The sequence below is a fragment of the Hyphomicrobium sp. B1 genome (assembly GCF_049532635.1).
In the GTDB taxonomy this organism is placed as follows: Bacteria; Pseudomonadota; Alphaproteobacteria; order Rhizobiales; family Hyphomicrobiaceae; genus Hyphomicrobium_B.
Map to the genome: position 1 here is coordinate 2,328,638 of NZ_CP134871.1, position 12,130 is coordinate 2,340,767.

Consider the following 12,130-nt stretch of genomic DNA (forward strand, 5'->3'; position numbering starts at 1 on the left):
TTGGAGGCGTCTTTTTGGGTATCGCAGCAATGATCAGTTTAAACCAAAGCCGATTCACGGTCCCTGGGATTGCTGGCGCGTTTGCTATGCTGTGTGTCGCCAGTACCGTTGCCGTCTCCGCGCCGATTGGGGAGGCTGAAGTTCCCTCAGGGCGAGAACTTTTTCTTCACCACTGTGCTCAGTGCCATGGCGATGATGGCGCGGGAGACGGACCTATGGCCAGCGTTCTGACCTTAAAGCCGGCAGATCTAACCACGCTAAGCAAACGTGCTAACGGAAAATTTGATGCACAGCGTATCGTCGAGATTATCCGCTATGGAGGCGATATCTCGGGACATGGTACGAGCGCCATGCCAATTTGGGGTATGATCTTTAGCATTGAAGGCGAGGGTGGAAAGGTCGGCGCCGCCTATTCGCGCATCGCTGTCATCAACCTCAAAAACTATATCGAAGCCCTCCAGACGAAATAGCTGTCTGAGCAAGACAAGCGAAGCTGCAGAAATGAGACTAAACGCTGGGCCTTTGCCGTTTGCGAATGTGCGACGGTGATTGTTACGATCTCTACCGTCGACCCGGGCGCTTTCGACAACTCGCAGCACCGAGAGCGCTAGAGATGGTAAGGTTCCTCCACCAAATCATCTCAAATTCACTGCGCCAAAAAGTTCGAGGATCTCGCCCCTCCGCGATCCTCTTTTTATTTCCTCCCTCGCAGGCGATTGGTGCGTGGATCGCCCCCAATGTCGCTTACTCCATTGAAGTTCCGGCATTTACGACTGCCGCCACGGCCGAAGTGCAAATTTTGCTCTTGACGTAAGCTTGCGCCAGATCAGAATTGGCGGCGTTCATTTTTTTCGGCACTTGGGCCTTCTCCTATGTCGCCAATTGCTGCTGACGACCCTGCCCCGGAGGCATCACTCGATCATCTTGCAGCGGTATTTCAGTCCGCAATCGATGCAATTATTGCTATCGATGGTCTGGGCCTCATCACGAGTGTCAACCCGGCGGCTGCAAGACTGTTCGGTTATACGAACGCAGAGCTAATCGGCGCGAATGTCAGCATGCTGATGCCGGCACCCGATTCGGAGCGGCACGACGACTATCTCCGGCAGTACCGTCATACGGGCCGTCGCAAGATTATCGGCATCGGACGCGAGGTTTTTGGGCGGCGACGGGATGGCTCGACCTTCCCCATGCATCTCTCGGTCAGTGAATATCAGATCGACGGCAAGGCGCATTTTGCGGGCATCGTGCGTGATCTCACCATGGAGAGGCGCGTACAAGAAGAAAGCGAACGCCAGCAAGTGCTTTTCGAGGCCATCATCAAGGATACACCCCGCGCGCTCGTTCTGACGGACAGTGGCCGGCGGATTTTTCTCGCAAATCCTGCCGTAAAATCTGTTTTTGGCTACGATGAAGCCGAGCTCGTGGGCCAGAGCTCCCGGCTCCTCTATGAGACCGACTATGACTTTGAGCGGGTCTGGAGAGCCTCTCTCGCGGGCTCGACGGGCCTCGATCCACTGGCGGTTAACTGCCGCCGCAAAGACGGAAAGGTTTTTCCGGCCGAGGTCGTTGCAACCTCTGTCACCGCCCGCAATGGACAGATCCTCGGGCATATGCGTTCCTTCCGCGATTTGACCAAGCAGGTTGCGCAGACGGAGGCACTTCACCGGTCACAACGGCTTGATGCGCTCGGCCAACTGACGGGCGGTGTCGCGCATGATTTCAACAACATCCTGACGATTGTCCTCGGAAACCTTGAGCAAGTTTTCGAAACCTCCGATGTTGCAGAGAAACACGATTTCTGCCGGCGAGCGCTAGAAGCTGGGGAAATGGGGGCGCGTCTGACGCGCCGCCTGCTGAGCTTTTCCCGTCAGAGAAAACTGGAACCGGCCGTTCTCCAGCTCAACACCTACATCACCTCGATGGTTGAAATGCTCGAAAGGGCCCTGGGAGAAACCGTCTCGCTATCGACGAACTTCGCACAAGATCTCTGGATGGTGTGCGTCGATCCCAGCGAAATTGAGAATGCGATCCTCAATCTCTCGGTCAACGCCCGAGACGCCATGAGGCGTGGTGGCCGTGTGAGCATCGAGACAGCTAATCTCCAGCTGACATCCGATGACGTTCTCGAAGAATACGGCATCCCGGCGGGGGATTACATACGTATAACAGTGGCCGACAATGGCGAGGGAATGTCACCGGAAATCGTGAAGCGCGCCTTCGAGCCGTTCTTCACGACCAAGGGTACCGGTAAAGGTACGGGTCTCGGGCTTTCAAGCATTCACGGCTTTGTCAAACAGTCAGGCGGTAATGTCACCATCTATAGCGAACTTGGAAAGGGGACCGTGGTCAATCTCTATCTGCCACGCGTGGCGATGGACGTGCCGCGAGATCTGCAAGCAACAGAAAAACACGCTATCCCTCCTGCAAACTTAAAGGTTCTTATTGTCGAAGATAACCCTGAACTACGACAGCTGGTGGCCGAGCGAATTCGAAGATTGGGATATACCGTTGAGGAAGCCGATTCCGGCGCCTGCGCGCTGCAAAAACTTTCCGAGGAAAGCTTCGATATTCTCTTCAGCGATGTGGTGATGCCGGGGGGCATGAGCGGCTATGAGCTTGGCTCCCTGGCCCGCGTCGCGAGTTCCGGTACGAAGATCTTACTGACCTCAGGGTACGACTCGGAGTTCGCATCCGAGCTTAATAGCACCAATGATACGTTTCATGTGCTCCGCAAACCGTATAGGCAGGCAGACCTCGCGCAGGCGCTTCGAGACTGCCTGTGACCAGCGTGTTTTTTAAGCATATTTGCTCTTCCGGAGACGATGTCAGCCAAAGCCCGAATGAGTAAGTCTCGAGCATGCCTTCGAGTTTAATGCCCTCGATGGGTCTCACAGCGTTCGTCCGGCCGATCCAAATATATTCGTCAAACTGTGGGATAGCGTGCTTCAATGTAATGGCTCGCAAGTTCGCTAGACGATAAGAAAAGAGTCCTCCGCACCGCCATTTTGGATATCAAGCCTTCCAGCGTGACTCGCGGATCACCGAGCAGAAGTTCCCTCGATGGAAGTGAGGCACCTTGTCGGCAATGACATCAGCCTTGACGTTGCCAAATGCCGTGTCAGGCTTGTGTTTGATGCCGTCGTAGAAGGCTTGAATGATATCTTCCTTAAAATGAGGCGTGCGCGGATAGGCCTTCACCACAGCCTCTCGGGTGTCATCGGAATATTGCCCATAGGTCAAGCCTAGAACATCCATTTCGACACCTGCGGTCGTCAGTGCAACGATGGGATGCATGAACTCAGGCACGCCCGGTGTCGTATGCAGCGCAATGGCCGTCCAGACTTTTTCTATGTCGGACGGATCGACATTATAGCTCCTGAGAAACTCGCGAGCCGCATTAGCTCCGTCCACTTCGAAACGAAGATTCGAGCTGCTGTGTTTGGGCATGAGGCCGACGTCATGAAACATTGCGGCAGCGTAGAGAAGCTCAGAATTGAAGGTAAGCTCTCGCTGCCCGCCGGCAATGGCAGCAAAGAAGTAGACGCGGCTGGAATGATTGAAGAGTAGGTCGCTTTCAGTGTCGCGGACGAACTCAGTTATAGCTCTGCCGAGCTTGCTGTCGGGCACCTTGACGCCTTCAATGCTCGTGGTTTCCAGCCTATCCGACATGGTTTGAAGCCTTTCCTCATCTCTATATTTCTGAGGGTGTTATTGCCCCGTTCGGCGGCATGGCAGCAATAGTAACGTTCATTGAAAAACTGCCAAATTCCGACGATATTCTGCCGACGCCCTGAGAGGCAGCTGACAAGGGAAGTTGGGCTGAATGGCAACGAAACCGGTTGCACTCGTTATCCATGAAGGTGTGCAAGCATTGGACGTAGCCGGGCCGCTCGACGTCTTTGCCGAGGCAAATGCATTTCTTAGCAAAGGCGAAGGTTATGATTGCATAGTCGTTGCAGGCCAGCGGGGTTCGCTGCGCGCCTCCAATGGCATGCTGATTGGCGTGCATAAGACGTTTGCGCAAGCCGCACGGAAATTTCACACGGTTCTTGTTGCTGGCGGCCCGACGCTTCCAAATGCCGAAGACGATACCGCTATGTCAAAGTGGCTTCGCACTTGGTGCAAGAGAGCGGTGCGGTATGGGTCAATCTGCACCGGCGCTTTCGCGCTCGGCCGAGCGGGTCTCTTAGACGGGCGGACGGTTACAACCCATTGGCAAAATGCTGCCAAGCTCGAAGCAGACTTCCCCAAAGCGCGGATCGAGCATGATCGTATTTTTTTGCGCGATGGCGCGTTGGTAACGTCCGCCGGCGTCACCGCCGGAATTGATCTTGCACTCGAACTCGTGAGCGAAGACTACGGGGCTTCAGTCGCTCTTTCCTGCGCAAAGCGTCTGGTGGTTGTGACGCAGCGCCAAGGCGGTCAGTCGCAGTTCAGCCCCTTGCTGCAGCCGCGCAGCGATCCGCGATCAGCCCTTGGTAAGGTCCAAGCATACGTGCTCAGTCACATTGGAGAGCCACTATCGGTTGCGCGCCTGGCGCAAATAGCTGGTACAAGTCCTCGCTCGATAGCCCGGCTATTCGTCAAAGACCTCAAGATAACTCCTCACGATTACGTCGAAGCGGTGCGCCTCGACCATGCGCGCAATCTCCTCGAAGCAACCGACCTTGCACTGAAATCGGTGGCTTTTGCTTGCGGGTTTGGAGGCCCCGAGCAGATGCGTGCTGCTTTTCAGCGTCGGCTAGGCGTAAGCCCTCAACGCTATCGAGAGAGCTTCCACTATGTGCACCGAAGAAGACTGGTTGACGCAAGATCTTGAATTCGCAACGCTCGAGTAAGGGGCGGCATCACTTTTTGAGTCACCAACTCTTCCTCTCGCTCTGCTAATCCGCCAAGATGATGCGCGCCAGATCGCCGGGATTTTCGACCGCTGAGAAGTGGCCAGTGTCTTTAAGAGTGATCAAGTTTGCCTGTGGGATTAGCGAACGAGTCCGATCCCTTTCGACAGTATGAGACCAGTCAGTGTCACCGTAAATCAAGGTAACCGGTGCGCTGATGCCGCGATAAAGGTCTCGCGCTTTGCTCCAGGATCGCCAGCCGGCCAGCACTTTGCGCGCAGCGCGCTTATATCCTGGTAGGTGGGCAACTTGATCGAATTCGACCAACAAATCGGCAGGAAATTTTTTTGGATCGTGATAGCCGCCGTCCATGATCTTCTTGAGCACGACCTTGTTCTCCAACGACGCGTTGAACGCCCCCAGTACAGGGATTTGCAAACTGCCGATGATGAAGTTCGAGAACCAGTTTCCGCGCCGGATGCCATCGCCGTAACGGGTTTCGTAATCGTAAGGGTTGATCGAATATACGCGCTTGATCCGCTGCGGTATCGAGGCTGCAACAGTCAGCGCAAGTGCACCTCCGATGGACTCGCCAACAAGCGTAACGTCTGTGAGGTTGAGCAATTCAATGAAGCCGATAACGGCTTCTCTCATATAGGGTTCATCCAATCTTGCGTTGGGGTCGATGGGCGAGCGGCCGTGCCCGGGCAGATCAATAGCGTAAACGGTTTAAGACTTGGCGAGAGTTGGCGCTAACTCACGAAAGTATTCAAGTTGCGTTCGGATCGTATGCATGAGAACCAAGGGTGGGCCTTCACCAATCTTTTGGAATCGCATGCTGAGCTTGTCCGAGACCTTAAGAAGGCTTGGTGCGGATACGCTGGCGGTCGCCATAATGGTATCTCCTATATTGATCTGTAAGATTTCGTTCAGGTTAAATGACGCTTGCGAAGGCTTACGCTCTGAGATCTCAATCCTTCTGGTCGATGATCTGAAGCGCGCGGCGTTTTGCATCTGCGAGGACTTTTTCCGATAGCTGGACATCGTTGCTCGCCCGCGCCATGACGAGGGCTCCGAGCATCAGTCCTCCGAGCTCGATGGCGCGTTCAGTGCGTATTTCCTTTGGGCAGGACAATCCATCTGCGACAAGCTCAATGAGCTGACAGATACCGGACGTGAACGCGCCGCGAATGACGTCGCTTTGTCTTGATGCTTCTGCGCCGCACGCCGAGATCATGCAGCCCACAGTGGGATCGTCGCGGTGCGTATCGGATAAATAGTCGAGCACGTACGCCGTGAGCGCCGCACGTGGCCCAGCCTCCTCCGCTTTTCTTTCAAAGCGTTCGACGACTTCCTCGAACGCCTTCGTTGCCGATGAGGCTATAAGCTCGTCCTTCGATTTGAAGTGGCGATAAAAACCACCATGCGTAAGCCCGGCCGCCTGCATGAGATCGACGACACTGGTGCGCTCGATGCCCCGTTCCCGCAGCATCCTCGACGCTACGGAGGTGATCTCTTCATGGTGTTGAGCTTTGGCCTCGCGCGAGAGTCGCACGGCATTTCTCCTTTATTCTTGCTCTTGTTCGGTCACGCCACTGCTGTGACTTCATCCGCGTGCGAATGAACCTTTTCTGTCGGACGGACGCGGAACCAAATCGCGTAAAGCGCAGGCAGAAAGAGTAGAATCAGGAATGTCCCGACCGCCGTCCCGCCTATCAGGGTGTAGGCCATCGAACCCCAAAAGACCGATGTCGTCAGTGGGATGAAGGCGAGCACGGCAGCCAAAGCGGTGAGGACCACGGGGCGCGATCTCTGGACGGTGGCCTCAACCACAGCATGATAATCATCGAGGCCTTCATCCTTGTTGGTCTTGATCTGCTCGATCAGGATTAGCGTGTTGCGCATCAAGATGCCGGAGAGCCCGATCAAGCCGAGGATGGCGTTGAAGCCGAAGGGCTGGTTGAAGATCAGCAGCGTCGGCACCACTCCGATCAGTCCAAGCGGTGCGGTCGCCAAGACCAGCCACATTGCCGCGAACGATCTCACCTGGAAGATGATCACGATCATTGTCAGTGCGATCATGATTGGAAACACGGGCACCAGCGCGTCGTTGGCTTTCGTCGCCTCTTCGATGTTGCCGCCCATCTCGATGCGATAGCCATCGGGAAGAGAGGCAATCAGTGGCTGCAAGGCTTTTTGAATTTCCAACGATACCGGCGGCGGCTGCATCGACTCGTCGATGTCGCTCTGCACCGTAATCGTCGGCGTGCGGTCACGCCGCTTCAGGATCGGATCCTCTTGCACAATCTCGATGTGGCCAACCTGACTGAGCGGCACCAATTGGCCGCTATCGTTTTGCAGGACAAGATTGCCGAGTTTGGTCGGATCCAGCCTGTCCGGACCGGCGCTGCGGGCAACGACTTGCACCGTGCGGATATCTTCTCGGACCCCGGTCACAGTCACGCCGGTCAGCAGGAACTGCAGCTGCTGGGCGACGTCGCTCGGTGATAATCCGATCAAACGAAGCCGATCTTGATCAACCGTGAAACGAACGGACGGTGTTCTTTCGGTCCAGTCGGTGTTCACATCACGCGTATGCGGATTGGCACGCATGATCGCGACCACTTTTTGTGAGATTGCTCTCAGCTTATCGAGGTCTGGCCCCATGACGCGGAAAGCGACCGGGAAGGGTGACGGCGGTCCGAACACGAATTGCGTTGCGCGAACGCGTGCCTCGGGTGCCAGTCCCTCGGCAATCTTCTGACGAATGCGCAGCTTCAGTTCATCACGTGCTTCCGAGCTTGGTGTCAGGACGACGATTTTCGCGAATGACGGGTCCGGTAGTTCCGGATCATAGGCAAGGAAGAAGCGTGCAGCGCCTTGTCCGATGAAGGAGACGATATTCCTCGTTTCGGGCTGCGTTTTTAGCCAAGCCTCGACTTTCGCGACGGCCGCGCTCGTCACTTCGATGCTTGAGCCTTCGGGCATCTGCACTTCGACAAGCAACTCACGTCGATCGGAGCTTGGGAAAAACTGCTGTTTTACCCCAGCCATGCCCACACCAGCCGCAACAAAGAGCAGGACGACGAAGCCCGCCACGATATACTTGCGACGCACCGCCCAGCTTACCGCTCGTCTGAAGCGCTCATAGTTCGGAGTTGAATAAATCGCGGCGTGCCCACCTTGGATGGGCTTAATGTTCGGCAGCATTTTCACACCGAGGTAAGGCGTGAAGGCTACGGCCACGATCCATGAAGTGATGAGGGCGAAGGCGACGATCCAGAAAATATTGCCCGCATATTCGCCTGCTGTTGACCTCGCAAATCCGACCGGCATTAGGCCGATAACGGTGACGAGTGTTCCCGACAGCATCGGCGCTGCCGTGTGGCTCCAGGCGTAGGCCGCCGCTTTTGTGCGTTCATAGCCTTCTTCGAGCTTCACGACCATCGTTTCGATAGCGATGATGGCGTCATCGACGAGAAGACCAAGAGCCAGGATGAGCGCGCCGAGCGTAATGCGATCAAAGTTTCTGCCGGTGATCATCATAATCACGAAGACTGCCGCGAGCGTCAAAGGTACGGCCGCCGCCACAACGATGCCGACGCGCCATCCAAGGCTCAGAAGGCTGACGATCATCACCACCGCCAAAGCGACGACAAACTTCAGCATGAACTCGTCAATGGATTCTCGGATGTTTTCAGCCTGATCGATAATCTTGTTTAAGGACAATCCGGCGGGCAAAGATTTCGCAATCTTCGCTTCTTCTTCGTCGAGTGCTTTGCCCAGATCCAGGCCATTCCATCCGTCTTGCATGACGACGCCTAGCACCATCGCCGGATCGCCGTTATGTCGGATCAAAAAGGTGGCTGGATCCTCGTAGCCGCGCTTCACCTCTGCGACGTCGGAGAGCTTCAGAACGCGGCCGCCAGCCGCGATTGGCGTATCGGCAATCTTTTGAAGATCGTCATATGCACCTTCGACCCGGACAAACACTTGCGGACCGTTGGTGTCGACGGAACCTGCGGCCGTGACGACGTTCTGGCGATTGAGCGCATCAAAGATCGTCCGGGCGCTGATGCCCAACGTCGCGAGCTTGGCGTACGAAAACTCGACATAAATGCGTTCTGGCCGCTCGCCGAGGATATCGACTTTCTTTACGCCCGCGACATGGAGCAGTCGCTGCCGCAGCGCTTCGGCCTCTCTAGTTAACTGGCGCGGCGGCATCCGATCGCCCTGTACGGTATAAAGAGCAAAGGTGACATCGGCGTATTCGTCGTTGATGAAAGGCCCAATTGTGCCGGACGGCAGCTTCAGCGCCTCATCGCCGAGCTTTTTGCGCGCTTGGTAGAATTGCTCGGGGATATCGGTTGGCGGCGTCTGGTCCTTCATCTCGACCTTCATCAGCATCAAGCCAGGGCGCGTGAACGTCTCCACCCGATCATACCAACGCAATTCTTGCATGCGCTTTTCGAGAGGCTCGGCAACGAGATCCTGCATCTCTTTTGCGGTCGCGCCGGGCCACATGGCGGTTACCGTCAAAACTTTGATGGTAAAAGGCGGATCTTCGGCTCGGCCGAGCTTGTCGAACGCATAGGCGCCCGCCAAGGTCATTGCGATGATGAGAAACAGCGTGATGGCACGTTCGCGGACCGCGAGGGCGGAGAGATTAAAGCTTATCATCGTGATGCCGTTTCTTCGCCTTCGACGCGAACGTTATCGCCGTTGTGCAGAAGTCTACCGCCCAGTGCGACTACCTGATCGCCAACGTCTACGCCGCTGCTGATGAATGCCTTCTCTTCACCGATGCCGGCGAGCTTCACCGGTCGGAAATTCACGGCCATCTTCTGCTGATCGACCAGCCATACGCCCGACGACGTACCGTTATCGATCACCGCGCTCACAGGCACTTCGACGATATCTTTGGCTTTGAACTGCGGGATGTGAACCGTTACCGTCGCACCGAGAGGAGCATTTGCTGCCGCCCCGCTAAGGACGTATCGCGCTTCATAGGTACGCGTCGCGGGATTTGCGGCATCAGAAAGCTGACGGAGCCGAGCGATCGAGCGAGACTTGAGATCGCCATAAAGCGTAGCGGTTGCTTCCGAGCCGATCGCAGGCCGCACGGTTTCGGGAAGATCAACGGAAGCCTCTCTCGCGCCGGCATGCGCGAGGCGAACCACGGTTTGTCCGGCAGAGACGACCTGTCCGGGTTCTGAAAGCGTCTCCATAACCACACCGTCAGCGTCGGCTGTCAGGACCGAATAATCTTCTGCGTTGCGGGCGAGTTGCGCATTGGCTTCAGCGGCGGCGAGCTGCGCTTCCGCGTTATCCAACGCAGACTTCGCCTGTTCGTAGCGCTGATGAGAGATCCAGCCTTCGCCGACAAGGTTCTTGTACCGCGCCTCATCGGCACGCGCTTGAATGGCAGTGGCGCGGGCCGCATTGATGGCGTTTGTCTGCGCGACGATGGTGAGTTTCAGGTCTACGGGATCGAGCTTCATCAATGGCTGACCAGCTTTGACGGTCTGCCCGGTATCGACGAGGCGTTCGATGATCTTTCCGGCAACGCGGAAGCCGAGATTGCTCTGCACCTTTGCCGCAATCACACCTGTGAAGGCGCGTTCGGCGGCGCTTGCCGAGTGAACTGTTGCCACACGAACGAGTGGAACGCCGCTCCTCGGATCGGCGTCGGTGGGTTTGCAAGCGGCTACGCCCACGGACACGAGCGTCAAAGCCACGACGGCGACGGATGCTTTCAATAATGACGTGCCGGCCAGATGCGAATGCCCGGCGTTCTTTTCTGGAATTTTCATCACGACCTCACTGCCTGACGGCGGTCCACTAACCTTCAAACCTAATTTCTAAATATAGATTATGCTCGACATCTTAAAAGTGCAAGCAGGAAAAGATGCTGGCCATAATCTTTTTTATTTTGGACGGGGGGGATGACGAGCAGCTTGGGGCGAGCCGGAGGGCGGAGGTCCGGCTATCAAGTAGGCAAAGTCTGGCATGACGGCTGCTGGCCGGTTGCCGCGACGCGACTAGGCGTGCGGGGGCAACCGCATTAGCGTCCCGAAGTAGGAGGAGCCCCGCGAGCCGGGAAGTTTCCGTTATTTACGGGCTTCAATGATTTGGTTTGCGCGTTTGCGGGCCGAAGCGATGATTTCGCCGGACAACTTTTCATCGTCCGTCGCGCGGGCCATAGCGACGGCCCCGGACAGAAGCGAAAGCAGCTCAACTGCTTTGTCTTTGCGCTCTGCCGCTGGGCAGGACAAACCCTCCATGATCAGGGACAGATTTGTCTTGATGCCGTTTGTGAATACGCCTCGGATGGCACCTTGCTCTCGACTCACGTCTGGGCCGAATGCCGCAATTGGGCAGCCCATTTCGGGCTTTTTAACATGCCCGAGCGTGAGATAATCCGTGACGTAAGCGATGAGAGCCGCCTTGCTCCCCTGCGACTCGACGCGTTCCTGAAAGCGCGCGTTGATCTCGGCAAAAATCCGCTCGGTCGCCTCGGCGACAAGCGCATCCTTTGAATCAAAGTGCTTATAGAAGCCACCATGCGTCAGGCCGGCCGCCGCCATCAAATCGGCGAGACTCGTACCGACGATGCCACGTTGGCGCAGCATTTTCGACGTCTCGGAAATGATTTCGTCGTGTCGTTGGGCCATCACCTCCCGGGACACTCGCATGGTCTCACCTCTTGTTTTGAACGTTTCTTTGTTGGGGCAGCTGTCTTAATTGGCTGGCGTAACTTGATCAGTCACCTTGTCCGAAGCGTCCTGATCTCATTTTCCAATCGCGTGACGCAGGCTTCCTGTATGTCGCCAGGCTCGTAGGCCATCGCCAGCGCGACCAGATCCACCCATTTCAAGAAACGGCCTAAATGCCTGTTGTATCATGTCTATCCAAAGCGTCATTGCGTATTAGATGTCGATCGAAATGCAATTGTCAAGGATTGTTTGGGCGGCGTCCAAAATCGAGGGGAGACCGAGGTGGCCACTCGGTCCCCCGATCGTTCTCCTGTTAGCGCTTATTATGCCGCACGGACGCGCCAGCATGGCTAACCTTGGCCGACGAGGAAGCTTGCCAGGCTCCCTGCTTAGAGCCGTTGGGGTTGACATAGGAGCCGGCGCCCATAGCGCGATCGGTCTCTTCGAGAGCCTGGGCGCTAAGCGCACCAGCAGAAAGGGCAGCGGCCGCAACAGTGGCGAGGATCAAAGCTTTCATTGTCGTTCTCCATTCAATTGTTTAGCCGCCAACCCGGTGGTCGCGGATTTTTAGAT

The 12,130-nt window shown here is 56.2% G+C and carries 10 protein-coding genes; 3 read left to right on the forward strand and 7 right to left on the reverse strand.

What is annotated here, in order from left to right; all coding sequences use genetic code 11:
- Positions 1 to 86: 86 nt before the first annotated feature.
- On the forward strand, positions 87 to 470 hold the full coding sequence (locus tag RLW55_RS11185) for a c-type cytochrome (RefSeq protein ID WP_423416407.1): 384 nt from the start codon (positions 87 to 89) through the stop codon (positions 468 to 470).
- A 402-nt stretch (positions 471 to 872) separates the two neighbouring features.
- Positions 873 to 2,786, forward strand: a complete 1,914-nt coding sequence (locus RLW55_RS11190) for a PAS domain S-box protein (RefSeq protein ID WP_423414224.1) — start codon at positions 873 to 875, stop codon at positions 2,784 to 2,786.
- Positions 2,787 to 3,015: 229 nt separating this feature from the next.
- Here the strand turns inward: RLW55_RS11190 and RLW55_RS11195 are convergent, their stop codons facing one another.
- The gene (locus tag RLW55_RS11195) at positions 3,016 to 3,672 is read right to left on the reverse strand and encodes an HD domain-containing protein (RefSeq protein WP_423414225.1); all 657 of its coding nucleotides are present in this window, start codon (positions 3,670 to 3,672) and stop codon (positions 3,016 to 3,018) included.
- A gap of 154 nt (positions 3,673 to 3,826) precedes the next feature.
- Between RLW55_RS11195 and RLW55_RS11200 the strand changes: the two genes are divergently transcribed.
- Positions 3,827 to 4,822: a GlxA family transcriptional regulator gene (locus RLW55_RS11200; protein WP_423414226.1), complete on the forward strand. Its 996-nt coding sequence runs from the start codon at positions 3,827 to 3,829 to the stop codon at positions 4,820 to 4,822.
- Positions 4,823 to 4,886: 64 nt separating this feature from the next.
- Here RLW55_RS11200 and RLW55_RS11205 read toward each other — a convergent pair whose 3' ends face one another.
- The 6 genes from RLW55_RS11205 to RLW55_RS11230 form a co-directional block, all read right to left on the reverse strand.
- A complete protein-coding gene (locus RLW55_RS11205) occupies positions 4,887 to 5,558 on the reverse strand; it encodes an alpha/beta fold hydrolase (protein ID WP_423416408.1) in 672 nt (223 codons plus the stop codon).
- Positions 5,559 to 5,811: 253 nt separating this feature from the next.
- Positions 5,812 to 6,396, reverse strand: a complete 585-nt coding sequence (locus RLW55_RS11210; RefSeq protein ID WP_423414227.1) for a TetR/AcrR family transcriptional regulator — start codon at positions 6,394 to 6,396, stop codon at positions 5,812 to 5,814.
- Between the two features lie 32 nt (positions 6,397 to 6,428).
- Positions 6,429 to 9,518, reverse strand: coding sequence for an efflux RND transporter permease subunit (locus RLW55_RS11215; protein WP_423416409.1), 3,090 nt, complete (start codon positions 9,516 to 9,518; stop codon positions 6,429 to 6,431).
- Positions 9,518 to 10,654 carry an efflux RND transporter periplasmic adaptor subunit gene (locus tag RLW55_RS11220; protein WP_423414228.1) on the reverse strand — a complete coding sequence of 379 codons (1,137 nt, stop codon included), beginning with the start codon at positions 10,652 to 10,654 and terminating at the stop codon, positions 9,518 to 9,520. The genes RLW55_RS11215 and RLW55_RS11220 overlap by 1 nt, the downstream gene beginning before the upstream one ends.
- Positions 10,655 to 10,951: 297 nt before the next feature.
- Positions 10,952 to 11,515 carry a TetR/AcrR family transcriptional regulator gene (locus tag RLW55_RS11225; RefSeq protein WP_409560706.1) on the reverse strand — a complete coding sequence of 188 codons (564 nt, stop codon included), beginning with the start codon at positions 11,513 to 11,515 and terminating at the stop codon, positions 10,952 to 10,954.
- Positions 11,516 to 11,870: 355 nt separating this feature from the next.
- Positions 11,871 to 12,074 carry a hypothetical protein gene (locus RLW55_RS11230; protein ID WP_409560705.1) on the reverse strand — a complete coding sequence of 68 codons (204 nt, stop codon included), beginning with the start codon at positions 12,072 to 12,074 and terminating at the stop codon, positions 11,871 to 11,873.
- Positions 12,075 to 12,130: the final 56 nt, after the last annotated feature.